The organism is Streptomyces sp. NPDC023573, assembly GCF_055559735.1.
In genome coordinates this window covers 659,568-683,242 of record NZ_JBVHKB010000001.1, presented here as the reverse complement: position 1 = coordinate 683,242, position 23,675 = coordinate 659,568, and the positions used below count along the sequence as shown (strand labels likewise).

Genomic DNA, 23,675 nt, shown 5'->3' with positions numbered 1-23,675 from the left:
GGCACGGAGGCGGTCAGGACGCCGCCGTGCCGGCGCACGGATCAGGGCGGGCCCGTCACGGCCGCAGCAGCACCTTCCCGGTGTCCGGGTCCCCGGACCCCACCAGTGCGACCGCCTCGGCGAACCGCTCCAGCGGGAACTCGTGGGTGATCAGCGGGGCGGGATCGAGCAGCCCGGCCGTGAACGCCCGCACCGCGTAGGACCACGCCGCCGAGGGTGCGCCGAAGACGCTGCGCACGGTGAGCTGGCTCAGCGACAGGTGCACCGGGTCGATGCCCACCGCGCCCGGGGTGAACATCCCGGTCAGCACCACCCGCCCGCCGCGCCGCGCCAGCAGGCACGCGTCGGCAGCGGTGGACGGCGCCCCGGCCGTCTCGACGACCAGGTCGTAACGGCCGCGCACCTCCTCGGCCTCCTTGGGCACCCGGGCCTCGCTCGCCCCGAAGTCCAGGGCCTGCGCGGCCCGCCCCGCCCTCGGGTCGATCACGGTGAGCTCCGCGGGTGAGACCGCGGCCAGCAGCTGCACCGCGAGCAGGCCGAGCGTGCCCGCTCCCAGGACGGCGATGCGCTCACCCGGCTCGGGCGCCCCGGCCCGTACCGCCGCGGCGATCACCGCGGCGGGCTCCAGCAGCGCCGCCGCGCGCAGATCGGCGTCGTCGGCCAGCGGGTGCAGCAGCCGCGCCGGGACCACCAGGTGGTCGGCGAAGGCGCCGGGCCGGGTGAACCCGGTCTCGTCGTACCCCGCCGTGCACAGGGAGGTCTCCCCGTAACGGCACCGCTCGCAGCGACCGCACGCCCGGAAGCCCTCGGCGACCGTGCGCCGTCCGGTCAGCGCGGGGTCGACGCCCTCGCCGACCGCGTCGACCGTCCCCGACCACTCGTGACCCGGCACCACGGGATAGCGCACATAGGCGGGGTCGCGGTGGCCGTCGTACACCTCGCGGTCGCTCATGCAGATCCCGGCCGCGGCGACCCGCACCCTGACCTCGCCGGGGCCCGGCTCCGGGAGCGGCCCCTCGGCCAGCGTGTGGCTGCCGGGCCGCTCGACGGTCAACGACCGCGAGAGAGACGTCACTTGGGCTGCCTCTTCTCCCAGCCGTCCGCCCACAGGTCGAAACGCGCCTGCTGCTGCGGGAACTCGGCCGCCGCGTCCACGTCCAGCTCCACGCCGAGCCCGGGGGCGTCGGAGAGTTCGAAGCAGCCGGTGGCCGGGTCGACCGTCGGGGCGCCCTTGACGACCTTCTTGATGTCGGCGTCCGCGAAGTCGTTGAAGTGTTCGAGGATCTTGAAGTTGGGGGTGCAGCCGGCCACCTGGAGACTCGCCGCGGTCAGCACCGAACCGCCCACGTTGTGCGGGGCGATCAGCGTGTAGTGGGTCTCCGCGGTCGCCGCGAGCTTGCGGGTCTCCAGGATGCCGCCGATGTGGCCGACGTCCGGCTGGATGATGTCGACGGCGCCCGACTCGAAGAGTTCGCGGAACTCGATCCGGTCGTGGATGCGTTCACCGGTCGCGATCGGCATGTCGACCTTCTCCGCGACCTTGCTCAGCGCCTTGAGGTTCTCCGGCGGCACCGGCTCCTCCAGCCAGGCCGGGGTGAACGGCGCCATCTCGCGGGCGATCCGCACCGCCGTCGAGGGGCTGAACCGCCCGTGCATCTCCAGCATCAGCTCGGTGTCGGGCCCGATGGCGTCCCGCACGGCCTCGATGAGGGACACGGCGTAACGCGTCTCCTCCTGGCCGAGCTCGAAGTGCCCCGTGCCGAAGGGGTCGATCTTCAGGGCACGGTAACCGCGCTCGACGACTCCCTGTGCCGCCTTGTGGTACGCCTCCGGGGTGCGCTCGGTGGTGTACCAGCCGTTGGCGTACGCCTTGACCCGGTCGGTGACCTTCCCGCCGAGCAGCTGCCACACGGGGACGCCGAGCGCCTTGCCCTTGATGTCCCAGCAGGCCATCTCGATGACCGCGATGCCGGACATCACGATCTCGCCCGCGCGCCCGTAGTCGCCGTACTTCATCCGGCGGACGAGGTCCTCGATCGCGAACGGGTCGGAGCCGTTGATGTGGTTGGCCGAGGCCTCACGCAGATAGCCGAGCAGTGCGTCGGTGCGGCCCAGCATCCGGGTCTCGCCGACCCCGGTGAGACCCTCGTCGGTGTGGACCTGGACGTAGGTGAGGTTGCGCCACGGCGTGCCGACGACATGCGTACTGATTCCGGTGATGCGCACGAGGGGTGCCTCTCAACGTGTTCGGTATTTCGTCACTCGTTCGAAATGCTGGCGTGACGGTAATGACGGGCCAGGGCACGTGTCAATGGTTTGCACACGTAGGCTGACGCCATGAGTGATCTCGGGGCGGGTTTCGGGTACTTGATCAAGGGCCAGCGCTGGGTCCTCGGACACGGCAGGTGGTTCGGCTTCGGCCTGCTGCCCGCGCTGGTCACTCTCGTCGTCTACGCGGGCGCGCTGGTCGGACTCGGTTACGGCGCCGACGACTTCGTCGGCTGGGCCACCCCGTTCGCCGACGACTGGTCCTCGCCCTGGCTGGGGCTCCTGCGCAACACCCTGACCGTCCTGGTCTTCGTCTTCGGGGCGTTCCTCGCGGTCATCACCTTCACCGCGGTGACCCTGCTGGTCGGCCAGCCGTTCTACGAGTCGCTCTCCGAGGAGGTCGACCGCAGCGAGGGCGGCGAGGTGCCCGCGTCGGGCCTGCCGCTCTGGCGAGAACTGTGGATCTCCGCCCGCGACTCGGTCCGCATCCTGCTGCGCGTCGCGCTCTACGGGGTGCTGCTCTTCGCCCTCGGGTTCATCCCCGTCATCGGGCAGACCGTGATCCCCGCCCTCGGCTTCTGCGTCTCCGGCTACTTCCTGTCCGAGGAGCTCACCGCCGTCGCCCTCCAGCGCCGCGGCATGGTCCTGAAGGACCGGCTCGCGCTGTTGCGGGGCCGCCGCATGTTGGTCCTGGGCTTCGGTGTCCCGCTCGTGCTCGCCTTCCTCGTCCCCTTCGTGGCCGTGCTCCTGATGCCGGGCGCCGTCGCGGGGGCCACGCTGCTGGCCCGCGAGCTCACGGCACCGCCCTCGCCCGTCCCGGAGCCGGCCCCTTCGTCGCCGTACACCCTCCACAAGGACTGAGGAGGCCCCTGGACCGGCCGGTCCAGGGGCCCCGCACCGGTCAGGCGCCGTGGACCTCCAGCGCCGTCCGGACCGCGGACTCCAGGGCGCCCTCGATCCAGGCCGGCTTGATGGACGTGTGACACCCGGCGAAGTGCAGCGGGCCCTCAGGGGTCCGCACGTCCGGGAACAGCTCGGTGTGCTGCCCGGGCAGCAGCACGGACGCCTCGCCGTAGGCGTACGGGTCACGCATCCAGGACTGGGTGCGGCCGACGCCCGTGTAGAAGACCTCGATCCGCTGCCCGTACACGTCCTGGACGCCGCCCAGGGTGTGCGGATAGCGCTCGTCGTCCTCCAGCGAGTCCCACTTCAGGGCGTCGTCGGCCCAGCTGTACGAGGCGAGCAGGACCCCGCCCTCGCTGCCCTCGACCCGGTGCGAGGGCTGGTACATGAACCGGTTGGCGTTGTCGGTCACCGAGCCGCCGCCGATGACGTGGGCCGCCTCGGGCTGGTCGCGTGCGGTGGACCGGCAGGCCGCGTAGTGCACCCGCTGGTTGGGCGGGATGTGACCGCGCGGCACGGAGGGGTGCGCCCCCAGCAGCGAACCGTCGGCCGGAGCCTTCCCCGCCCGGTACTCCTCGTACAGCCCGGGCCGCACCGCTCCCAGCTCGCGCTTCCAGTCCGCCTCGTCGAACTCCCACCAGCGGCGGCTGAATTCGAGCAGCACCTTGGTCGCCGCGTCGTAGTGGACCTCGGTGATCGCACGCCGCTTGCCGTACGAGAGCGCGGGTGTCACCGGGATGTGCCGCAGCCCGGAGAAGGGCACCGTGACGATGGCCTTGTCGCCGGTGAAGGTCTCCCGGACCACGGGGCCGCCCCGCCCCTCGGAGACCGTCTCCACACTCACCCCGTCCTTGCCGTGGGTGATCCGGGTGGCCCGGCGGTCCAGGTGCACCAGCTTCTTCACCTGCGCGTACATCGCGTCGGCCAGGGTCGCGGTGCCGTCGGGCAGCTCGAAGAAGGAGGTGGCGGGGCTGATCAGCGAAGCCCCGATGAAGCTGTGCAGGAAGGCGAGATGGAGCCGTGAGGTCATGTTCTCGACGGTGCCGATGAGGTCGATCGTGCGCTCGTCGAGCTTGGCCACCTCGGTCATGTACCGGTACATCGACCAGTGTCCGTACCGCTGGAGCACGGTCGCCCAGCCCTCGACCAGGGCGCTGCCCTCCTTGCCCTCGATCTCCGCGCGCACGGGGGCGAAGGCGTCCCGCACGATCTTCGAGGCGGGGGTGTCCTCGTAGGCCGCGGGGACCCCGAAGGAGCGGTTGACCGCCTGCGGCTTCGCCGCGTAGTCGGCGCGCCGGACGCGGACGCCGTTGACATGGATCCAGGTGCGGTTGGCGGGGCGCCCTTCGGTGTCCACGTCGACCAGGTGGAAGCGCCGGGTCTTCAGGCCGAGATGGGCCATCAGCCCGGTGACCAGCGGGTGGCTGTCCGGGATGCGCATGGCGCCGGCCTCGGCGTACTGCTTCGGATCGGCGAAGGGCGGCTTCGACTGCTCGTGGCCGCCGGCCCGGAAGGTCTTGATACGGCCGCCGACACGGTTGCCGTTGGCCTCGATCACGGTGACGTCGTGACCGGCGTCGTGCAGCAGCCGCGCGGCCGTGAGCCCGGCCGGCCCGGCGCCGACGACCAGCACCTTCTTACGGGCGGCACGGGTGCGGGGCAGACCCTTGCCCAGCAGGACCTCACGGTATCCGGGGATCAGGTCCTTGTCGTTCTCGTCGCGGACGAGGATGGCGCGGGCGACGGTGAGAGCGGCGTCCCGGGCGGAGCCGGGCGCCGCTCCCGGCGCGGCGGCCGTGGTCCCGGGCGCCGCGGCGGACGCGGCGGAGCCGGTCATGGCGAGGGCCGCGGCACCGGCCGTGGCGCCCGCGATCACGGCACGGCGGGACGGCAGGGAGGATGACGATTCATCAACGGGTGAGGTCATGTCGATCACCCTGCTGTGCCGGACCCGCCAGGACCCTCGTGGACGCGCGCCCTCCGCGCTGATTCACCCGGTGGTGATCTTGGTCGACCGGTGTTGACCCGGTGGCATGGCAGGGGGAGTTGGGGATCAGCGCACGGAGAATCCGTACACCGTCGTGGAGGCGAACTCCTCGCCCGGCCGCAGGGTCGTGCTCGGGAAGTCCGGGCGGTTCGGCGAGTCGGGGAAGTGCTGCGTCTCCAGCGCGATCCCCGCGCACGCCCCGAACGGGCCGTCGTCGATGTGGTCGCCGGTGTACAGCTGGAGCCCCGGCTCCGTCGTACGCACCGTCAGCAGGCGTCCGGACGCGGGGTCGTGCAGCTCGGCGACCGGTTTGCCGCCGGTCTCGTCAAGCACGTAGTTGGTGTCGTAGCCGGGACCCACCGGCTTCGGCTCCCGGAAGTCGAACCTGGTCCCCTCCACCGGCACGAGCTCACCCGTGGGGATCGACTCCTCGTCCCCCGGGGTGATCCGCCCGGCCGCGAGCCGCAGTTCGTGCCCGAGCGCGCTCCCGCTGTCCGCCCCGGCCAGGTTCCAGTACGTGTGGTTCGTCAGGTTCACCACGGTCGGCGCGTCCGTCGTCGCCCGGTAGGCGATCCGCAGCGCGCCGTCCTCGCCCAGGGTGTACGTCACCGAGACCGCCAGCCGCCCCGGGAAGCCCTCCTCGCCGTCCCCGGAGACCAGGGAGAGCCGCACACCGTCCGCCACCTCCTCGGCGTCCCACACCCGCTTGTCGAAGCCGCGCGCGCCGCCGTGCAGGGTGTTGCGGCCCTCGTTCTGTGTCACCCGGTGCGTGCGCCCGTCGAGGACGAAGGAGCCGCCCGCGATCCGGTTCGCGTACCGCCCGACGGTGGCGCCGAAGTAGGGGCCCGTGTGCGTCTCGTACGCCTTGAGATCCGGCAGACCCAGGGCCACCTCGGCCCGGGTGCCGTCCCGCCCGGGCACCACGACGGACTGCACCACGGCGCCGTACGTCAGCACGCGCACCCGCGTGCCCCCGCGTTCCAGGGTCCAGCGCCGGACGGGCGTGCCGTCGCCGAGCCTGGAGAAGTCTTCGCTGTGTACCGCCGCACCCGTAGTCATGATCAACAAGCTTAAGGCCGACTGGCCGCCGTGACCTCGCGGTAAGCGATTTCCGCCAGTCTGGCCTGGCCGTCACGGCCCGGGTGGAACCAGTCCCACTCGCTGAGCTGCGCACCGGTGAACCGGTAGTCGAAGACCGCCCCGCCGTCGTAGCGGCAGAGCTCGTCCCGCGCGCAGACGTCCCGCAGCGCGTCGTTGTACGCGACGACCCGCTCCAGCACCGCGTCGCGCCGCGCGACGGCCGCCGCCCCCATGTCGTCGGCGTCGCCCAGCATCGACCGGCAGATGCCCAGCTTCCAGATCTGCTTGCCCAGCGGGTTCTCCCGCCCGGTGGACCAGAGCCGCTTGAGATCCGGCACGCTCGACACGTACACCTGCGACTTCGGGGCCGAGGCCCGCAACTGCCGCATCGACGCCTCGAAGGAGGCCCGGAATTCGGCCACCGGGGTCATCAGCCGCACCGAGTCCCGGCAGGCGTCGTTCGCGCCGATCATCACCGTGACCAGCCCCGGCTTCTCCTTCGCCGCCATGGCCATCTGCTCCGGCAGCTGCGCGATCCTGGCACCCGACACGGCGTGGTTCCAGCTGTGTGAGGCCGCCTTCGAGGCCCCGAGGAGGCGTACGGCGAGGCTGCGCACCCCGCCGTCGGTCCCGGTCGCCCAGGACACCTCGGGACAGTCGGCCAGCACCGAGCAGGCGTCGAAGCCCCGGGTGATGGAATCCCCGACGGCCGCGATGGAGGCGGGGCTCGCGTCCCACGCCGGCGTCGGAGAAGGGCTCCGCGCGCCCGGTGGCTCCGTGCCCCCGTCGGAGGAGCAGCCCGTGAGCGCGGCCGCACCGGCGAGCGCGACCGCCGCCAGAGTGGCCGCGGCGCCGCGGGCGCGGCGGCGTGGCGAACGCTCAGGCATCCCTGCTGTCCCTTCGGTCACACGGGTGATTGTGCCCCTGGCACACCCGGGCAGCCCCAGGTGGGGGGCCCTCACGCCCTCGCGGGTGAATGCGGAGCGAATCATGGGCCCGGGACCGACGGTACGTCACACACCCGACCCCGGCGCACGGTAGCTTTTCCCCGTCGAACCAGTGGCGCCCGACCGGCCCGCGGACTGATCAGCGGGTCCGGTAAGTTATCTCACGTCACATACTGTCCCTTTTCTGGAGATTCACTCCCGATGCTGTTTACTGATGACAACCTCGGGGACCGGCCGGGAAGAGACGGTACGGGCGCGAGGCCGCTGGTGAAGGCGAACCTCGTCCCACACTGGAGGTCCCGGTGACGACACGTGGAGTCCTTTACGTTCACTCCGCACCGCGCGCGCTGTGCCCGCATGTCGAATGGGCGGTGGCGGGCGTACTCGGTGTGAGGGTCCAGCTGGACTGGACCAGACAGCCGGCCGCGCCCAACACCTGGCGGTCCGAATTCTCCTGGAAGGGCCGGGCGGGCACGGCGTCGGAGCTGGCCTCGGCCCTCCGCGGCTGGGACCTGCTGCGCTTCGAGGTGACGGCGGAGCCCTGCCCCACGGCGGAGGGCGAGCGCTACAGCTCCACGCCGGGTCTCGGCATCTTCCACGCCGTGACCGGCATGCACGGAGACATCCTGGTCCCGGAGGACCGGCTGCGGGCGGCCCTGGCACGCTCGATGAACGGCGAGACGGACCTGGAGGCCGAGGTCGCCAAGCTCCTCGGCAAGCCGTGGGACGACGAGCTGGAGTCCTTCCGCCACGCCGGCGAGGGCGCGCCGGTGCGGTGGCTGCACCAGGTGGTCTAGCAGGGGCCTGTTCCGGCTCCGAGTCCCGGCCGGGGACTGCGCAGAAACGTTTGGTCCCGACTGCCCGGACCCCTTCGGACGGGGCCCGGGGACGGGCCACCGGGCCGGTGCTCAGGCATGGGACTCGGCCCAGAAGCCGAAAAGCCTGGAGAGGCCCGCCCGGACCGCCCCACGCCGGGTCAGCACGGACCGGTCGACCCCCGTGAAGAGGACGGCGAGGGCGATGTCGGCGGGCAGGACACGGCCTGCCGCCCGCACGGTCATCCGCCTGCCGCTCCCGAGGCCCGACTGCCGGACCGTGACGACGGAGCCGGGGTCCTCGGAGTCCGGCCGACGGGACAGCTCGTACGCCCGGCGGTTGACCGCCCTGAGCACGTACACATCACCCAGGTACGTCATCCGCAGGGCACGCCCCCGGTGCGTCGGCGCCCAGCGGTTCCGGCTCATCCGCACGAGCCCGTCGCCGACCCGGAGCGTCGAGCGGTTGAGGGTCGGCATCGACACGACCTCCGCGTGCGGGCCCCGCGTCTCGAACACGGCAGTGGGGATCAGCCCGCCGCGCGCCTCGGCGACGATCGCGTCCGGAGTGTCCCGGCCCGCCGGGTACACCACCCGGATGTCACCGAACTCCGCGGACGTGCCCTGCCAGCCGGACTTCGTGAGTCCGACCGGCTGCCTCTCCTTCAGGTACGCGAGCGTGAACGAACTGATCGTCGTGTGCATGTCTGTCCCTCTCCGGTCGGACGTGTCGGTGCGCGGACTCATGCGTGAGGCCCGCCTCCCCGTGGGGAAGCGGGCCTCACGGCAGGAACAGCCGGTCAGACCGAGCGGAACGCCAGCACCACGTTGTGGCCGCCGAAGCCGAACGAGTTGTTGATCGCGGCGATCGACCCCTCCGGCAGCGCGCGCGGCTCTCCGCGTACGACGTCCGCGTCGACCGCCTCGTCGAGGTCGTCGACGTTGATCGTGGGCGGCGCCATCCGGTTGTGCAGCGCCAGGACCGTCGCCACGGTCTCGATACCGCCCGCGCCACCCAGCAGGTGGCCCGTCATGGACTTCGTGGCGGAGATCGCGACATGGTCCAGGTCGTCGCCCAGCACCGCACGCAGCGCCTTGATCTCCGCGACGTCACCCTGCGGCGTGGACGTGGCGTGCGCGTTGAGGTGGACGACCTCCGACGGCTTGAGGTCCGTGGAGTCCAGCAGGTTCTGCATCGCGGCGGCGATCCCGCGCCCGGTGGGCTCGGGCTGCGCGATGTGGTGGGCGTCCGCGGACAGACCCTGGCCGAGCACCTCGCAGTAGACCTTGGCGCCACGCGCGGCGGCATGCTCCGCGGACTCCAGGATCACGACGCCGGCGCCCTCGCCGAGGACGAAGCCGTCACGCCCCGTGTCGTACGGACGCGAGGCCTTCTCGGGCTCGTCGTTGCTCTTGGACATCGCCATCATGTTGGCGAACGCCGCGATCGGCAGCGGGTGGATGGCCGCCTCGGTGCCACCGGCGACGACCACATCGGCACGGCCGGTACGGATCATCTCGACGGCGTACCCGATGGCCTCGGCGCCCGACGCGCAGGCGGAGACCGGGGTGTGGACACCCGCCTGGGCGTTGACCTCCAGGCCGACGTTGGCGGCCGGGCCGTTGGGCATGAGCATGGGAACGGTGTGCGGGGAGACGCGGCGTACGCCCTTCTCCTTCAGCACGTCGTACTGGTCGAGCAGGGTGATCACGCCGCCGATACCGGAGGCGATGACCGAACCCAGACGCTCGGGCTGGATCTTCTCGTCCTCACCGGCCTTGCCGGTGAAGCCGGCGTCCGCCCACGCCTCGCGGGCGGCGATCAGCGCGAACTGTGCCGAGCGGTCCAGCTTGCGGGCGAGCGGTCGGGGCAGTACCTCGCCGGGATCGACGGCCGCGAGGGCGGCGATCCGGACGGGCAGTTCGGCGAAACGTTCGCCCTCGAGAGGCTTGACGCCGGAACGGCCGGCCATCAGACCTTCCCAGGTCGATGCGGAGTCGCCACCCAGCGGAGTGGTTGCGCCGATACCGGTGACGACCACGGTGCGATTGGTCGGGCTCACTGGAAAATCTTCTCCACGTGTAGAGGGTCGTGAATCAGCGGCGCCACCGCCGGGTGGCGACACACGGGACGGGCTGGGATCAGCCCTGGTGCTTCAGGATGTACTCGGCGGCGTCGCCGACCGTCTTGAGGTTCTTGACGTCCTCGTCGGGGATCTTGACGTCGAAGCGCTCTTCGGCGGCGACGACGACCTCGACCATGGACAGCGAGTCGACGTCCAGGTCGTCGGTGAAGGACTTGTCCAGCTGGACGTCCTCGACCGGGATACCGGCGATCTCGTTGACGATCTCGGCGAGACCGGTGACGATCTCTTCCTTGGTGGCGGCCATGTTGGCGCTCCTTCGATATGTTTCTGCAGGGTTCGGGCGTGCGGACCGAAAGGTCCGGTGTGCCTAGGGGAGGGTAACGACCGTCGCGGCGTAGACGAGACCCGCCCCGAAGCCGATGATGAGCGCCGTGTCGCCGCTCTTGGCCTGACCGGTCGCCAGGAGCCGCTCCATCGCGAGCGGAATCGAGGCGGCCGACGTGTTGCCGGTGGTTTCCACGTCACGGGCGACCGTGACGTGCTCCGGCAGCTTGAGCGTCTTCACCATCGAGTCGATGATCCGCATGTTTGCCTGGTGCGGAATGAAGACATCCAGGTCCTCCGGGGAGATCCCGGCCGCTTCCAGCGCCTGCTGGGCGACCTTCGCCATCTCGAAAACGGCCCAGCGGAAGACCGCCTGGCCCTCCTGCGTGATGGCCGGGAACTTGACCTCGCCCCGCTCGTTGAGGGGCAGGTTCGAGACGTCGCCGATGTGGAAGTCGTTCCACGCCACCGTCTGCTTGATCGTCTCGGACTTGTCGCCCTCGGAACCCCAGACCGTGGGGCCGATGGCCGGCTCCTGGGCCGGGCCGACCACGACCGCGCCCGCGCCGTCACCGAACAGGAAGGCCGTCGCGCGGTCCTCCAGGTCCGTGAGGTCGCTGAGCCGCTCGACGCCGATGACGAGTACGTACTCCGCCGAGCCCTCGACGATCATGCCCTTGGCGAGCGTGAGGCCGTAGCCGAAGCCCGCGCAGCCGGCCGAGATGTCGAAGGCGGCGGGCTTGCCCGCGCCGATCCTGTGCGCGATGTCGGTCGCCACGGCGGGGGTCTGCTTGAAGTGCGAGACGGTGGAGACGATGACTCCGCCGATCTGCCCGGGATCGATACCGGCGTCCGCGATCGCCTTGCCGGAGGCCTCCACGGACATCATCGACACGGTCTCCTCGTCGGAGGCCCAGTGGCGGGTGGCGATACCGGAGCGGGAGCGGATCCACTCGTCGGACGAGTCGATCGTCTCGAGGATCACCTCGTTGGGCACGACACGCGTCGGACGGTAGCCGCCCACACCCATGATCCGTGCGTACGGGGCGCCCTTGCTGGGCTTGATCTTCGACATGCTCTCGGGCTCCTTAGGCGCCTGCGTGCTCGGAGATGAGCGCGCGGGCCGCGTCGAGGTCGTCGGGGGTCTTGAGCGCGAGGGTCCGCACACCGGGCAGCGCGCGCTTGGCGAGCCCGACCAGGGTCCCGCCGGGCGCCGCCTCGATGAGGGCGGTGACACCGAGCTCGGCGAAGGTCTCCATGCACAGGTCCCAGCGGACCGGGTTGGCGACCTGGCCGACGAGCCGCGAGATGACCTCGTCGCCGGCGGCGACCGTCTTCCCGTCGGCGTTCGACACGTACGTGATCTTCGGGTCGGTGACCGTGAGGGCGGTGGCGGCCTCACGCAGCTTCTCCACGGCCGGAGCCATGTGGTGCGTGTGGAACGCGCCGGCGACCTTGAGCGGCACCACACGGCGTACGCCCTCGGGCTTGTCCTCGGCCAGCGCGGCGATCTGAGCCGCGGTGCCGGCGGCGACGATCTGCCCGCCGCCGTTGACGTTGGCCGGAGTGAGCCCCAGCTTCTCCAGGTGGGGGACCGTGACGTCCGGGTCCCCGCCGAGGAGTGCGGCCATGCCGGTCTCGGTCACCGCGGCGGCCTCGGCCATGCCGAGACCCCGGGTGCGTACGAAACGGAGCGCCGCCTCGTCGTCGATGACACCGGCCAGCGCGGCGGCGGTGATCTCACCGACGCTGTGTCCGGCGACGACGCCGGGGGAGGCGTCCAGGGCGGCCGCGGAGAGCAGACCCGCGGCGACCAGCAGCGGCTGGGCCACCGCCGTGTCGCGGATCTCGTCCGCGTCGGCCTTCGTGCCGTAGTGGGCAAGGTCGAGCCCGATGGCGTCGGACCATCCCGCGATGCGGTCGGCGGCACCGGGGAGGTCGAGCCAGGGAGTCAGGAAGCCGGGCGTCTGAGCGCCTTGGCCGGGAGCGACGAGTACGAGCACCCTCACACTCTCTCTTGTGGACGGCCCCGGAGGCCCGTGGGGACAGGGACGAAGAACCGTCAGGGGAATTGTTGAAGTTCGACAAAAGTCTAGGACTGGGTGTCCCCGGCGGCCAAGCGCCCCAGGATGAGGGCGATCCGCAGCGTGAACGCGGAACGGACGTCGGAGGGCGACCAGCCGGTGACGTCGGTCACACGTCGCAGCCGGTAGCGCACGGTATTGGGGTGCACGAACAGCATCCGTGCCGCGCCCTCCAGACTGCTCGCCTGCTCCAGATACACACTCAGCGTCTCCAGAAGTGCCGAACCCGCTTCTTCGAGCGGTCTGTAGATCTCCTCCACCAGTTGATCGCGCGCGGCAGGGTCTCCCGCCATCGCACGCTCAGGAAGGAGATCGTCCGACAGGACGGGCCTCGGAGCGTCCTGCCACGCCGAGCAGGCTTTGAGACCGGCGGCCGCGGCCTGCGCGGACCGGGTGGCCGCGAGGAGGTCGGGGACCACGGGGCCGGCGACGACGGGACCGGCCGCATACGGCCCGATCAGCGACTTCGCGACGTTCAGCGGGTTGTCGCTGCCCCCGGCGATCACCACCAGACGGTGTCCGAGAACCCCGGTCAGGACCTGGAGCTTCGCGTGCCTGGCCGCCCGCCGGATCGCCTCCACGGTGAGCTCGCTGTCGCCCTCGGGGGCGGTGCCGAGGACGACACACACATGCTCGGGGGAGTTCCAGCCGAGGGCGGCGGCCCGGGACACGGCGCCCTCGTCCGCCTCGCCGGACAGCACCGCGTTCACCACGAGCGACTCCAGGCGGGCGTCCCACGCGCCGCGGGCCTCGGCGGCCTGCGCGTAGACCTGCGCGGTCGCGAAGGCGATCTCGCGCGCGTAGACGAGGAGCGCCTCGCGCAGCACCGACTCGTCGCCGGGCGCCGCGACCTCCTCGATCGCGGTCTCCATGACCTCGATCGTCGTACGCACCATCTCCACGGTCTGCCGCAGGGTGATCGCCCGCGTCAGCTCGCGCGGAGCCGTGCCGAACACATCGGTGGAGATGGCCTGCGGCGTCTCCGGATGCCGGAACCACTCGGTGAACGCGGCGATACCGGCCTGGGCGACCAGGCCGATCCAGGACCGGTTCTCCGGTGGCATCGCCCGGTACCACGGCAGCGTCTCGTCCATGCGGGCGATGGCGTTCGCGGCCAGCCGGCCGGAGGACTGCTCCAGGCGTTTCAGGGTCGCGGCGTGGAGATGGGGGTCATGCGAGGCGGGCTGCTCAGGATCGGGTCGGGGCACGCACACAAGACTGCCTTATCGGGACAGGTGCCCGGAGGGGCGGGGCGGAAGACCGGCCGACGGGGCTACCTTGGTGGCGTGATGTACGTACGCCGCTCCGCGGACCGGTTCCGCGGCGGAGACCCGGCCACAGGCGACTCCGCGGGCATCGAGACGCTGCACGCCTTCTCCTTCGGGCGGTTCTACGACCCGGACAACCTGCGCTTCGGGCCGGTCCTGGCCTGCAACGAGGAGCGTCTCGCCCCGGGCGCCGGCTTCGACGAGCATCCGCACAGCCACACCGAGATCGTCACCTGGGTGGTGGAGGGCGAGCTCACCCACCGCGACTCGGCCTCGCACGCCACCGTCGTACGGCCCGGGGACGTCCAGCACCTCAGCTCGGCCGCCGGGGTGCGGCATGTCGAACGCAACGACGGGGAACACCCGCTGACGTTCATCCAGATGTGGCTGGCCCCTCTGCGGGCCGGCGGGGAGCCCTCGTACACGCATGTCGCCGGGATCGCCGACTCCACCCCCTACGCCCTCCCCGAGGCGGGTGCGATGCTCCATGTGCGCCGGCAGTCGGAGGGCGAGCGGACCGCCGTCCCCGACGCGGCGGGCGTCTACGTCCACGTCGTACGGGGCCGTGTGCTCCTCGCGGGCGAGGAGCTCGGGCCGGGCGACTCGGCCCGGATCACCGGGCCCCGGGGGCTGGAGCTGGAGGCGCTGGAACCCGCCGAGGCGCTGCTCTGGGAGCTCGCCGAGGTGTGAGGTCACGGCCGCGCCAGCAGCCCCAGCTCCAGTGCCTTGACCACCGCGTGCGTACGGTCGCCGACGTCGAGCTTGGCGAAGACCCGCAGCAGGTGCGTCTTCACCGTGGCCTCCGTGATGACCAGCCGGCGGCCGATCTCCACGTTGGAGAGCCCGTCCGCCACGGCTCCCAGCACGTCGACCTCCCGTCTCGTCAGCGCCACCGGGGCCGGCATCCGCATCCGGGCCACCAGCCGCGCCGCGACACGCGGAGCCAGCACCGTCTCGCCCCGGGACGCGGAGTGGACCGCGTCCACCAGCTGCTCGCGGGTGGCGTCCTTCAACAGGTAGCCGACGGCACCGGCCTCGACGGCGCGCTCGATCTCCGCGTCGGTGTCGTATGTGGTCAGGATCAGCACCCGGGTCCGGGCGGGCCCGGCGACGATCTCCTCGGTGGCGCTCGTCCCGTCGAGGACGGGCATCCGCAGGTCCATCAGCGCCACGTCGGGCTCCAGCCGTTCGACGAGCCCGACGGCCGCCCGGCCGTCCTCGGCCTCGCCGACGATCTCGATGGTGGGCTCGTCGGCCAGCAGGGCCACGACCCCGGCGCGCATCACCGTGTGGTCGTCCGCCACGATGATGCGGACCCTCTTCCCCGCCGCCCCATGTGTCATCTCAGTCCTGTCCGTCGGTGGGAATCATGGCCAGGACGCGCGTGCCGTCGCCGACCGAGCTGGTGACGGTGAGCTCACCGCCGAGCTCGGCCAGCCGCTTGCGCATGCCGTGCAGCCCGAAACCGTGGGAGTCCTCGGCCACGAAGCCGCGGCCGTCGTCGGTGATCTCCAGCTCCACCCCGTACGGCTGCGCGGTGAGGACCACCTCCACGGCGGAGGCCGCCGCGTGCTTGCGGATGTTGGCGAGGGACTCCTGGGTGCAGCGCAGGAGGGCGATCCGGGTCTGCTGGTCGCAGTCGACGTCCGGCAGTTCGGAGGCGACGCCGATCCCGGTGTCCTCGGTGAAGCGGTCCAGGGTCCGTCGCAGGGTGGCCGCCACCGTGCCGGCGGCGACACCGCCGTGCGGGGCGGAACCGACGAGGACACGCGCCTCGGCGAGGTTCTCACGGGCGGTGTTCTCGATCGCGAGCAGCTGCTTCCCGCTCCGGCCCGGGTCGGTCTCCAGGCCGGATCTGGCGGCCTCCGCGAGCACGATGATGGACGCGAAGCCCTGGGCGAGCGTGTCGTGGATCTCCCGCGCGAGACGTTCCCGCTCGTCCGCCGCCCCCTGGCGCCGGTGCGCCTCGACCAGCCGGAGCCGGGCGTCCTCCAGTTCGGCGCTCAGCCGGGCGGCCCGCGCGTCGGCGTCCTCGGTGAGGCGGCGTACGCCCAGCCCGATCAGCACGCCGGCCGCGTAACCGATGACCGTGAAGATCACGTTGCCGGTGAAGAACTCCCCGTCCCAGCCCTGGCGTACGACGTTGCCGGCCACCACCCCCGCCGCGGCGGCCCCGCTGAGGGCGATCGCGGCCAGCGCGCTCGTGGTGTAGATCCAGAAGTGCGGCAGCGTCACCACGAAGAGCGCCGCGCTGCCGTCCAGGAGGTACGACATAGCGCCCAGGCCCACGACGAGCACGTACAGGTAGGGGCGGGGGCGCAGGACGGGGCTGCCGGGGAACAGCCCCACCGCGCCGTACGACAGGGCGAGCACGGCCAGCAGCGCCAGCACCGGATACCTCGTCGTGCCGGGGGCGTCGGCGACCGCCGGGGCCGGAGGGACCACGCCCAGCAGCACCCAGAACACGGCGTTCCACCGGTGCAGCGACGGTACGGTCAACTCGGTTTCGGGCTGCGGCCGTTGCTTCACCGCGTCAGCCTACTTCCGCCGGCAGCCCGGGGGCAGGGACCTCGGCCCGCTCGTCCCGCCGCCCGGAGCGGGACGGCCACCAGGCGCGTTCACCGAGGAGCAGCAGCACCGACGGCAGGACCATGAGCCGGATGACCACGGCGTCCAGCAGCACGGCCACGGCCAGGCAGAAGCCCATCTGCTTCATCTCGGTGAGGTGCAGGGCCACGAACGCGCCGAACACGGTCACCATCACGATCGCCGCGCTGGTCACCACCTTGGCCGACCGGTTGATGCCCTCCAGCACCGCTTCCCGGGCGGACGTGCCGTTCTGCCTGGCCTCCTGGATCCGGCTGACCACGAACACCTGGTAGTCCATCGACAGGCCGAAGAGGATCACCACGAGGAACAGCGGCACCCTGGACGCGATCGCCCCGAGGGAGTCGAAGGCCAGCAGGCCCTCCGCCCACGTCCCCTGGAAGACCAGGACGAGCACGCCGAGTGAGGCGCCGGCGGACAGCAGGTTGAGCACGACGCCGATGACGCCGATCACCACCGAGCGGAACGCCCACACGGTCATCAGGAAGGTCATCAGCAGCAGGAACCCGAGGACCAGCGGCAGCTTGTCGCTCTCGTGCGCCACGTAGTCCTGGCCCCGCGCCACATCGCCGCTGACCCCCGTCTCCACGCCGGACAGCCGGCCGACGGTCGCGGGGATGTGGTCCTGACGAAGGTGTCCGAGCGACTCGATCGCCTCGGCGGAGGGCGCGGGGTGGGGGACGGCGAGTTCCAGCACACTGATCCGGCCGTCGGCGGACGTACGCACCGTCGGTTCGGTCTTCCTGGCGAACAGCGGATCGGCCTGGGCACGCCGGCCGAGGTCCACCAGCGCCCGCTTCACCTCCGTGGCCCGCTCCGGGGTGGAGCGGGTGACGACCTCGTGCGTGACGAGGAGCTCGGGGAAGCTCCCGGTCAGCCGGTCGTAGACCTGCATGGCCGGGATGTCGCGGGAGAAGGTGTCCTTGCCCGGATCGACGAGCTTCAGGCCGAGCGCGGGAGCCGCCAGGCCGAGCATGACGAGGACCGACAGGCACAGGGTGAGGGCGGGCCGGGTCCGGGCGGGGCGCAGAAGGGCGCCGAACACCCGGCCGGTCTCCGGCTTCCCGGCCCGGTCCGGTGTGCCGCGCTTCGCCCGGCGGGCGGCTCTCCGGGGTGCGAGACGTTCCGTACGGCGGCCGATCGTGACCAGCAGCGCGGGGAGCACGGTGAGCGAGCTGGCCACGGCGACGGCCACGACGAGGATGGTCCCGGTCGCCAGTGAGGAGAAGATGACGTCCGTGGCCAGATACAGCGTGGCCGTGGAGACGATCACGGCGAGGCCCGAGATCACGATGGCCCGGCCCGCAGTCGCCGCCGCCAGCTCCACCAGCGCCTCGGAGCTCAGCAGCCCGCCCGCACGGGCCCGTTCCTCACGCTCACGCTTCAGATAGAAGAGCGTGTAGTCGACGCCCACCGCCAGGCCGATGAGCAGGATGAGGTTCATCCCGACCCCGGAGTCGGGCATGACGTGCGACGCGACCATGGACAGCCCGATCGCCGCGGCGATCGAGGAGAGCGCCAGCAGCAACGGCACACCCGCCATGATCACCGAGCCGAACACGAGCAGCAGGGTGAGGACGGTGACGGGCAGGCTGATGCGCTCGGAGAGCGCGAGGTCCTCACCGCGCTGGTCGTTGACGCCCTTGCTGATGGCCGGGGACCCGGTCTCCTCCACCACCAGGTCCGGGTGGTCCGCGCCCACCGCCGCCGTCTGCTCCAGGAGCGGCACGACGTTCTTCTTCCCCTCCAGCTCGGGGCCGTTCAGGACCACCGAGACCAGCAGGACGTCGCCGTCCTCGGAGCGGACGGGAGCGGCCACGCTCTCCACCTCGGGCAGGTCCCGCATCCGCGCGGTCACGTCCTGGGCCGCCGCACCGGCGGCCGCCATGTCCAGCTGCCCCGACCTGGCCCGGATCATGATCCGCTCGGTGGGGGAGCGCTCCAGGCCGCCCTCGGTGGCCATCGCCTCGGCGCGTCCCGCCTCACCGACCCAGAAGTCCTCGGTGGTCGCCTCGTTGGTGCCCACCGCCAAGCCGGCCACGAGGCACAGGACGACGAACGCGAACCAGCCGGCGATCGCCCGCCCGGCGTGCCGGGCGCTCCATCGGGCCATGCGTACAGGTAGTTGTCTCATGCCGGAAAGCCTGGCCGGAGGGGGCCTGCCCCCGACACGACCTCCCGGCTGAACCTCGTGTCCACCACCCGGTGGACAAGGGCGGGGCGTCACTGGGAACTTACGGACCGGAATCGGGCTGATAAAGGGGGCTGGACCGTCCGTAACTTCCCAAACTTCCCAACGACCGACCGGGCAGGATGGAGGACCACGTACGTCGAAGGAGTTCGCATGGCCGTTATCCACGCCACCACCATGACGCCCACCAAGCTGGAGCTGCTCACCGACTGGCTGCCCAGGCAGGACTGGTACGTGGGCGGCACCGGGACGCCGGAGCTGACACGGGCCGGTGGTTTCCGGCTGGACGACCCGGAGGGCGCGGTCGGGATCGAGTTCATGGTCGTGGTGGACACCGCCGGCCCGGAGCCCGTGGCCTACGCGGTCCCGCTGAGCTACCGGGGCGAGCCGCTGGAGGACGCCTCCGGCGAGGCGCTGCTCGGCACCTCCGAGCACGGGGTTCTCGGCACCCGATGGATCTACGACGGTGTCCACGACCCGGTCGTGACGGCGCAACTGCGCGCGTTCCTGCGCGGTGACGCGGCGCCGCAGCACCTGACCCGGAGCGACACCCCCGACCCGACCGTCACCGCGCACGGGGCCGGCCCCGACGACGGGCAGGACGTACGGGTCAACCGCGTCCTGCGGCCGGCGGACGCCGCGCAGGCGCCGGCCGAAGGCCTCGTCGCCGGATGGACCTGGCCGGACGGCACGGCCGCACGGGGGGCGCTCGTGGTCGTCGCGTAGTCGTGGGAGGCGGCGCCGGCCCCGGACGTCAACGCCGGGCCAGCGCCAGCACGCTCAGCCCGAACATCATTACGCCCAGCGGGAGATGGACCGACGGTATGTGTGCGATGCCGAGCACGACCTGGACCGAGGCGAGGATCAGGAAGCCGGACGCGTGCCAGATGGGGCGGGCCGAGCCGCCGCCCGGCTTCCACGCGAGCACCGCCGCGATCACGTACAGCATCGACGCCCCGTACATCACGCGGGCTCCGACGCTGTGCAAGGTCTCTCCGTAGGACACGGTGAGCAGCAGTCCGGCGGAGACCGCCTGGAGGAAGATGGTCAGGGTCTGCAAGGTGATCGCGATCCTCAGAAACGAGAAGCGGTGCTGTGCCGTCGCCTGGGTCGTCATGGATCCGGTCCCCTTTTCCCGCCCCGAGGGCAGTAGATCGATAAGGTCTCACCAGCCCGACGACGCGGGCCCGCGAAAGGTAAGGCGAGGGGGCGACCGGGACCATGGGGACGGCGGGGGCGAGCGCCGACGAGGTGGCCGGCGAACGGCGCCAACTGATCAACGTCGCCTACCGGTTGCTCGGCTCGCTGGCCGAGTCCGAGGACGCCGTACAGGAGGCCTACGCACGCTGGTACGCGCTGCCGCGAAGCCGGCGGGAAGAGATCGCGTCACCCGGGGCCTGGCTGACGACGGTGACCGGCCGCGTCTGCCTGGACGTGCTCGGCTCGGCACGCGCCCGGCGTGAGCGCTACGTCGGGGCGTGGCTGCCCGACCCGCTGCCCACCCGCGCCGAATGGGACAGCGGTCCCGGCACCGACCCCGCCGACCAGCTGGTCCTGGACGAATCGGTGACGATGGCCTTCCTCGTCGTCCTGGAGTCGATGACCCCGGCCGAGCGGGTGGCGTTCGTCCTGCACGACGTCTTCAGATATCCCTTCGCCGAGATCGGCGGCATCCTCGACCGGACCCCCGCGGCCTGCAAACAGCTCGCGGCCTCCGCCCGGCGCCGGGTGCGCGGCGTGAGGGCACCCGTGACGGGGGAGGGGCAGGCCGACGCGGTGCGGCAGGTGAAGGAGGCGTGGGAGACCAAGGACATCGCGGCCCTCGTCGACCTCCTCGACCCGGCCGCCGTGATGACGGCCGACGGCGGGGGCATGGTGGGTACGGTCCTGCGCCCGGTCGAAGGCGGGGCGCGCATCGCTCAGTACATGGTCGCCATCGCCGACAAGGCGCCGGGTCTCGAACTCGTCGAGCGGTCGGTCAACGGGGTACCGGGCCTGGTGGCCCGGCGCGGCGGCGCGGTCATGACCGTGGCCTCGTTCGAAGTCGCCGACGGCCGCGTCACCCGGATCTGGGTGGTCCGCAACCCGGAGAAGCTGCGGGCGTGGGGGCGTTGAGGTCCAGTTCGGTCGATCCCGGGGTGTGCGAGGATGCTGCTCATGACTGATGTCCGAAGGGGCCGTGCCGCGTAGAACACCAGCTTCACTTCGGCCGCGTCAACGCGGCTGGGGACGACCGTGGGTGCGTTATCGCGATGTCCCGAGCCTGTCCGGAGCCGCGAATGCGGCCGTCCGCGTCCTCGAACGGGAACGTTTGACCCCTGGCATCGTGTCGGTGGCGCTGAGCGTCTGGTCTGTCCACGTCCACGGCAGCAAGCGCCGTTGGAGGCGCGAAGAGGCTGAGTACACCTGTCCGTGCTGCGGCGAAGGCTGGGCCCGGGACAAGCTGCAGGAAGCTCTGCTCATGCTGCCGGCGAGCGCCGCTGCCGAGCTCCGGGTACACGTCGAGAGGCTGGATGAGGTACTGCTCAGGCGAACGCTTCACGAGCCCACGGCAGACCCGGAGTTGCCGTGGTGGCACCGCAGATGCTGACCATGCCCAGGCCGTCCACACGTTCGCCGGCTTCTCGCGTGACCGGGCCGGACGGAACCTAGCTCTTCGGCTTGTCCGCCGGCTTGTCCAGTTCGCGTATGGCCTGGCCGTGGGCGCTCATCCGGCGCGAGACCGTGCCGATCGTGAAGAGCGCTCCACCGACGACCGAGACCGGTATGGAGCTCCCGAGCACGGCCACGATCTCCGGCCAGTCGCGCTCCCTCGCGCAGTTGCTGCCGTCCTCGCCCGTGTTGGCCGTGCCCCTCTCCGTGAACAGCGGGGCCTTGCAGTCGGCGGTGCCGGCCTCGTACGGCAGCATCAACAGCATGGCGCACCAGATCCAGAGGACCGCGGCGAGGGCCAGCAGGACCAGGCCCCAGGTGCGGGTCCTCCCGGCCCGTTTCCGGAAGTCCATGTCGTAATAGCGTGATCGCACAGCGGTCGTACCTATCGGAGCCCGGACCCCAGCCACGCTTCCAGTACGTCGAAGTCCGCGCCGGTGAGACCGCGCCAGGCCTCCACCCGGTGGAGAAGTGCCCGCCCTGGGTGGTGGCCCTCCACCCAGGCGCGGTCGGCCTCGGTGATCTCGTCGTCGACCCACGCGAAGGGGCGCCCGGCGGCCCATCGGACGAGTGCCGGAGTCTTCCAGTGCAGCCCGGGCGTCTCGCCCTCGGGGGACGGCCCCGGCCAGGACACGACGGGGAGTTGCGGCAGACCGAGCCACGGCGCGACGTACTCGTTCGCGTCAGCCATCCACGTCGTGGCCCACACCACCTCACACGGCAGCGCCCTCAGCCGGCGACCGTGATCAGGGTCGATCCGCCCCATCAGCGGATTCGGACCGGGATCTCCGAAGGTGGGGTAGCCGTCCGGGAGTTGTTCCCGTGACGCGCCGAAGGGGATGAGCGGACCGTCCACGTCGAGGAAGAGGACGGGCAGGGGAGTACCGGCCACGCGTCAGCGGAGCCCGTCCACGAAGGCCTGCCAGGCGTGGGTGCTCATGACGAGTACAGGGCCGGACGGGTTCTTGCTGTCGCGGACGGGGACGGAGGCGGCGCAGCCGTCGGCGACCTCTACGCACTCACCGCCGGTGTTCCCGCTGTACGAGGACTTCCGCCAGGCTGCGCCGCCGGTGACGGTGCACTCGACGCAGTCGCCGCCGGTGTTTCCGCTGTAGCTGGACTTACGCCACGACGTGGTCTTCAGGTTCGGGCCGGTTGCCATAACGCTCCTCCATCACACGGGCGATCAGCGCCGCGGATTCCTCGACGGAGAGGGCTGCGGCCTGCAAGTGAGCGTAGCGGCGCATGGCCTCCCTGATGGTCTCGGGGCTGGCGGTCATGTGGCCGGAGATGATGTCTTCCGTGTAGATCAGGTCCGGGTCGCTATCAAAGCGCAGGAGGTTGAACGACCCAGCAAGGCTTGAGTGTTCCCCCGTCACGAACGGCAGCACCTGGATCCGCATCCACCGGTGCCTCCTGAACTCCAACAGGCGCGCCAGTTGGTTCCGCATGACCTCGCGCCCGCCGATCGGCCGGTGCAGCACCGCCTCGTCCAGGATCGCCCAGGCCAGGGGCGGCTGCTCCCGCTCCAGGATCCGCTGGCGTTCCATCCGGGCCGCGACCAGGCCCTCCAGGTCGTCGGGCATGCCGGTGGCCAGGACCGCCCGCGCGTACTCCTCCGTCTGCAGCAGCCCGTACACCAACTGCGCCTGGTACGTGGAGATGTACGTCGCCCGCGCCTCCATCTCCGCGTACGGCTGGAACCACGTCGGCAGTTGGCTCCGTAGGACCAGGCCGACCAGCCGTGAGAAGACCCCGTCCGTGCCCAGCGCGGCGTCCAGGCGTTCCGAGAAGTCGCGGGTCGGGATCTTCCTCGTCGTCTCGATCTGGCCGATCAGCGAGCCCGTACAGAAGATGATCTCGCCGAGCTGGCCCTGCTTGAGCCCGGCGGCCTCCCGCCGGCGGCGCAGCTCCCAGCCGTAGAAGTCCAACGGGGAAGCGCTCGGGTCGAGGGACTGCACGTAGGCCATGGAGGGTGCCTCTCGCTCCAACGCCTGGCGGCGTTCGGTTGATTTCGTAGCCGAGAGTAATCAGGACACTGCATCCTGGTGACATGAATCACGTATCCGGTACCCGGACCGGTGACATGGAAGCGGTCTACCGCGCCGACCTCGCGATGGGCGCGCACTCGGCCCGTCATCTGCGCCGCATCCTGCGGCTCTACCTCACCCGCTGGGCGCTGCTCGATGTGGCGGACGCGGCGGAGCTCGCCCTCACCGAGCTGATCGCCAACGTCGTGCGGCATGTTCCCGGCCGCCGCTGCCAGGTCTTCATCTTCCTGCTCCCCGCCGGGGGCGTACGCGTCGAGGTCGCGGACGCGTGCCCCCGGCTGCCCCGCCCTGTCGCCGGGGACGTGCTCGACGAGGGCGGGCGGGGGCTGCTCCTGGTGGACGCCGTGGCCGACAAGTGGGGCGTGGAGGAGCGCCGCGACGGCTGCGGGAAGGCGGTGTGGTTCGAGTGCG

General features: G+C 71.3%; 24 protein-coding genes and 1 pseudogene. 6 read left to right on the top strand and 19 right to left on the bottom strand.

The window, feature by feature from the left end; all coding sequences use genetic code 11:
• Positions 1–55 precede the first annotated feature (55 nt).
• Complete coding sequence (locus tag ACZ32T_RS03195) at positions 56–1,075, bottom strand: zinc-dependent alcohol dehydrogenase (RefSeq protein WP_467365074.1); 1,020 nt, start codon at positions 1,073–1,075, stop codon at positions 56–58.
• The gene (locus ACZ32T_RS03190) at positions 1,072–2,226 is read right to left on the bottom strand and encodes a mandelate racemase/muconate lactonizing enzyme family protein (RefSeq protein WP_404105582.1); all 1,155 of its coding nucleotides are present in this window, start codon (positions 2,224–2,226) and stop codon (positions 1,072–1,074) included. Before ACZ32T_RS03190 ends, ACZ32T_RS03195 begins: the two co-directional genes overlap by 4 nt.
• Positions 2,227–2,337: 111 nt before the next feature.
• Here ACZ32T_RS03190 and ACZ32T_RS03185 point away from each other — a divergent pair, with 111 nt between their 5' ends.
• Positions 2,338–3,129, top strand: coding sequence for an EI24 domain-containing protein (locus tag ACZ32T_RS03185; RefSeq protein WP_467365072.1), 792 nt, complete (start codon positions 2,338–2,340; stop codon positions 3,127–3,129).
• A 40-nt stretch (positions 3,130–3,169) separates the two neighbouring features.
• On the opposite strand, the gene ACZ32T_RS03180 is transcribed toward ACZ32T_RS03185, so the two are convergent.
• From ACZ32T_RS03180 to ACZ32T_RS03170, 3 genes are all read right to left on the bottom strand, one after another.
• Positions 3,170–5,098, bottom strand: a complete 1,929-nt coding sequence (locus tag ACZ32T_RS03180) for a flavin monoamine oxidase family protein (RefSeq protein WP_467273573.1) — start codon at positions 5,096–5,098, stop codon at positions 3,170–3,172.
• A 126-nt stretch (positions 5,099–5,224) separates the two neighbouring features.
• Positions 5,225–6,217, bottom strand: coding sequence for an aldose epimerase family protein (locus ACZ32T_RS03175; RefSeq protein WP_467365070.1), 993 nt, complete (start codon positions 6,215–6,217; stop codon positions 5,225–5,227).
• A gap of 11 nt (positions 6,218–6,228) precedes the next feature.
• Entirely contained in the window at positions 6,229–7,125 is an 897-nt protein-coding gene (locus ACZ32T_RS03170; RefSeq protein WP_467365068.1) for an SGNH/GDSL hydrolase family protein, read from the bottom strand.
• A gap of 362 nt (positions 7,126–7,487) precedes the next feature.
• Between ACZ32T_RS03170 and ACZ32T_RS03165 the strand changes: the two genes are divergently transcribed.
• Positions 7,488–7,982, top strand: a complete 495-nt coding sequence (locus ACZ32T_RS03165) for a DUF3145 domain-containing protein (RefSeq protein WP_467273568.1) — start codon at positions 7,488–7,490, stop codon at positions 7,980–7,982.
• A gap of 111 nt (positions 7,983–8,093) precedes the next feature.
• On the opposite strand, the gene ACZ32T_RS03160 is transcribed toward ACZ32T_RS03165, so the two are convergent.
• From ACZ32T_RS03160 to ACZ32T_RS03135, 6 genes are all read right to left on the bottom strand, one after another.
• Positions 8,094–8,705 (bottom strand): hypothetical protein, encoded by a 612-nt coding sequence (locus ACZ32T_RS03160; RefSeq protein ID WP_467365065.1) that lies wholly within the window; start codon positions 8,703–8,705, stop codon positions 8,094–8,096.
• Between the two features lie 95 nt (positions 8,706–8,800).
• Positions 8,801–10,063 (bottom strand): beta-ketoacyl-ACP synthase II, encoded by a 1,263-nt coding sequence (gene fabF / locus ACZ32T_RS03155; protein ID WP_467273565.1) that lies wholly within the window; start codon positions 10,061–10,063, stop codon positions 8,801–8,803.
• A gap of 79 nt (positions 10,064–10,142) precedes the next feature.
• Positions 10,143–10,391: an acyl carrier protein gene (locus ACZ32T_RS03150; protein ID WP_467273563.1), complete on the bottom strand. Its 249-nt coding sequence runs from the start codon at positions 10,389–10,391 to the stop codon at positions 10,143–10,145.
• A 63-nt stretch (positions 10,392–10,454) separates the two neighbouring features.
• Positions 10,455–11,486: a beta-ketoacyl-ACP synthase 3 gene (locus ACZ32T_RS03145; RefSeq protein ID WP_467273562.1), complete on the bottom strand. Its 1,032-nt coding sequence runs from the start codon at positions 11,484–11,486 to the stop codon at positions 10,455–10,457.
• Positions 11,487–11,499: 13 nt separating this feature from the next.
• Positions 11,500–12,414, bottom strand: a complete 915-nt coding sequence (locus tag ACZ32T_RS03140; RefSeq protein ID WP_467273560.1) for an ACP S-malonyltransferase — start codon at positions 12,412–12,414, stop codon at positions 11,500–11,502.
• 89 nt (positions 12,415–12,503) lie between these two features.
• The gene (locus ACZ32T_RS03135; protein WP_356707558.1) at positions 12,504–13,703 is read right to left on the bottom strand and encodes a PucR family transcriptional regulator; all 1,200 of its coding nucleotides are present in this window, start codon (positions 13,701–13,703) and stop codon (positions 12,504–12,506) included.
• A gap of 81 nt (positions 13,704–13,784) precedes the next feature.
• On the opposite strand from ACZ32T_RS03135, the gene ACZ32T_RS03130 reads away from it, so the two are divergent.
• On the top strand, positions 13,785–14,453 hold the full coding sequence (locus ACZ32T_RS03130; protein ID WP_467365659.1) for a pirin family protein: 669 nt from the start codon (positions 13,785–13,787) through the stop codon (positions 14,451–14,453).
• A gap of 2 nt (positions 14,454–14,455) precedes the next feature.
• On the opposite strand, the gene ACZ32T_RS03125 is transcribed toward ACZ32T_RS03130, so the two are convergent.
• Genes ACZ32T_RS03125 through ACZ32T_RS03115 form a run of 3 tightly spaced genes read right to left on the bottom strand, consistent with a single transcriptional unit; the run spans position 14,456 to position 18,504 of the window.
• Complete coding sequence (locus ACZ32T_RS03125) at positions 14,456–15,106, bottom strand: response regulator (protein ID WP_467273556.1); 651 nt, start codon at positions 15,104–15,106, stop codon at positions 14,456–14,458.
• A 1-nt stretch (position 15,107) separates the two neighbouring features.
• Positions 15,108–16,292 (bottom strand): sensor histidine kinase, encoded by a 1,185-nt coding sequence (locus tag ACZ32T_RS03120; RefSeq protein WP_467365063.1) that lies wholly within the window; start codon positions 16,290–16,292, stop codon positions 15,108–15,110.
• A gap of 4 nt (positions 16,293–16,296) precedes the next feature.
• Positions 16,297–18,504, bottom strand: a complete 2,208-nt coding sequence (locus ACZ32T_RS03115; RefSeq protein WP_467365061.1) for an MMPL family transporter — start codon at positions 18,502–18,504, stop codon at positions 16,297–16,299.
• A gap of 210 nt (positions 18,505–18,714) precedes the next feature.
• Between ACZ32T_RS03115 and ACZ32T_RS03110 the strand changes: the two genes are divergently transcribed.
• Positions 18,715–19,287, top strand: coding sequence for a maltokinase N-terminal cap-like domain-containing protein (locus ACZ32T_RS03110; RefSeq protein ID WP_467365059.1), 573 nt, complete (start codon positions 18,715–18,717; stop codon positions 19,285–19,287).
• 28 nt (positions 19,288–19,315) lie between these two features.
• Here ACZ32T_RS03110 and ACZ32T_RS03105 read toward each other — a convergent pair whose 3' ends face one another.
• The gene (locus ACZ32T_RS03105) at positions 19,316–19,678 is read right to left on the bottom strand and encodes a hypothetical protein (protein ID WP_467273548.1); all 363 of its coding nucleotides are present in this window, start codon (positions 19,676–19,678) and stop codon (positions 19,316–19,318) included.
• Between the two features lie 104 nt (positions 19,679–19,782).
• Between ACZ32T_RS03105 and sigJ the strand changes: the two genes are divergently transcribed.
• Positions 19,783–20,676 carry an RNA polymerase sigma factor SigJ gene (sigJ, locus tag ACZ32T_RS03100; RefSeq protein ID WP_467365057.1) on the top strand — a complete coding sequence of 298 codons (894 nt, stop codon included), beginning with the start codon at positions 19,783–19,785 and terminating at the stop codon, positions 20,674–20,676.
• A 533-nt stretch (positions 20,677–21,209) separates the two neighbouring features.
• On the opposite strand, the gene ACZ32T_RS03095 is transcribed toward sigJ, so the two are convergent.
• From ACZ32T_RS03095 to ACZ32T_RS03080, 4 genes are read right to left on the bottom strand one after another with little or no spacing between them, the layout of a single operon-like run.
• Positions 21,210–21,587, bottom strand: coding sequence for a hypothetical protein (locus tag ACZ32T_RS03095; RefSeq protein ID WP_467273544.1), 378 nt, complete (start codon positions 21,585–21,587; stop codon positions 21,210–21,212).
• A gap of 11 nt (positions 21,588–21,598) precedes the next feature.
• On the bottom strand, positions 21,599–22,105 hold the full coding sequence (locus tag ACZ32T_RS03090) for an HAD domain-containing protein (RefSeq protein WP_467365054.1): 507 nt from the start codon (positions 22,103–22,105) through the stop codon (positions 21,599–21,601).
• Positions 22,106–22,108: 3 nt separating this feature from the next.
• Positions 22,109–22,375 (bottom strand): DUF397 domain-containing protein, encoded by a 267-nt coding sequence (locus ACZ32T_RS03085; RefSeq protein WP_467273541.1) that lies wholly within the window; start codon positions 22,373–22,375, stop codon positions 22,109–22,111.
• Positions 22,335–23,183 carry a helix-turn-helix domain-containing protein gene (locus tag ACZ32T_RS03080; protein ID WP_467273539.1) on the bottom strand — a complete coding sequence of 283 codons (849 nt, stop codon included), beginning with the start codon at positions 23,181–23,183 and terminating at the stop codon, positions 22,335–22,337. The genes ACZ32T_RS03085 and ACZ32T_RS03080 overlap by 41 nt, the downstream gene beginning before the upstream one ends.
• A gap of 83 nt (positions 23,184–23,266) precedes the next feature.
• Between ACZ32T_RS03080 and ACZ32T_RS03075 the strand changes: the two are divergent.
• Positions 23,267–23,674: pseudogene (locus ACZ32T_RS03075) on the top strand (ATP-binding protein); the annotation flags it as partial.
• Position 23,675: the final 1 nt, after the last annotated feature.

Excerpts from the sequence above, each read along its gene's own strand:
- ACZ32T_RS03185 (WP_467365072.1), top strand. The coding sequence starts at position 2,338 with ATGAGTGATCTCGGGGCGGGTTTCGGGTACTTGATCAAGGGCCAGCGC.
- ACZ32T_RS03180 (WP_467273573.1), bottom strand. The coding sequence starts at position 5,098 with ATGACCTCACCCGTTGATGAATCGTCATCCTCCCTGCCGTCCCGCCGT.
- ACZ32T_RS03175 (WP_467365070.1), bottom strand. The coding sequence starts at position 6,217 with ATGACTACGGGTGCGGCGGTACACAGCGAAGACTTCTCCAGGCTCGGC.
- ACZ32T_RS03170 (WP_467365068.1), bottom strand. The coding sequence starts at position 7,125 with ATGCCTGAGCGTTCGCCACGCCGCCGCGCCCGCGGCGCCGCGGCCACT.
- ACZ32T_RS03160 (WP_467365065.1), bottom strand. The coding sequence starts at position 8,705 with ATGCACACGACGATCAGTTCGTTCACGCTCGCGTACCTGAAGGAGAGG.
- ACZ32T_RS03150 (WP_467273563.1), bottom strand. The coding sequence starts at position 10,391 with ATGGCCGCCACCAAGGAAGAGATCGTCACCGGTCTCGCCGAGATCGTC.
- ACZ32T_RS03145 (WP_467273562.1), bottom strand. The coding sequence starts at position 11,486 with ATGTCGAAGATCAAGCCCAGCAAGGGCGCCCCGTACGCACGGATCATG.
- ACZ32T_RS03130 (WP_467365659.1), top strand. The coding sequence starts at position 13,785 with ATGTACGTACGCCGCTCCGCGGACCGGTTCCGCGGCGGAGACCCGGCC.
- ACZ32T_RS03125 (WP_467273556.1), bottom strand. The coding sequence starts at position 15,106 with ATGACACATGGGGCGGCGGGGAAGAGGGTCCGCATCATCGTGGCGGAC.
- ACZ32T_RS03115 (WP_467365061.1), bottom strand. The coding sequence starts at position 18,504 with ATGAGACAACTACCTGTACGCATGGCCCGATGGAGCGCCCGGCACGCC.
- ACZ32T_RS03110 (WP_467365059.1), top strand. The coding sequence starts at position 18,715 with ATGGCCGTTATCCACGCCACCACCATGACGCCCACCAAGCTGGAGCTG.
- ACZ32T_RS03105 (WP_467273548.1), bottom strand. The coding sequence starts at position 19,678 with ATGACGACCCAGGCGACGGCACAGCACCGCTTCTCGTTTCTGAGGATC.
- sigJ (WP_467365057.1), top strand. The coding sequence starts at position 19,783 with ATGGGGACGGCGGGGGCGAGCGCCGACGAGGTGGCCGGCGAACGGCGC.
- ACZ32T_RS03085 (WP_467273541.1), bottom strand. The coding sequence starts at position 22,375 with ATGGCAACCGGCCCGAACCTGAAGACCACGTCGTGGCGTAAGTCCAGC.
- ACZ32T_RS03080 (WP_467273539.1), bottom strand. The coding sequence starts at position 23,183 with ATGGCCTACGTGCAGTCCCTCGACCCGAGCGCTTCCCCGTTGGACTTC.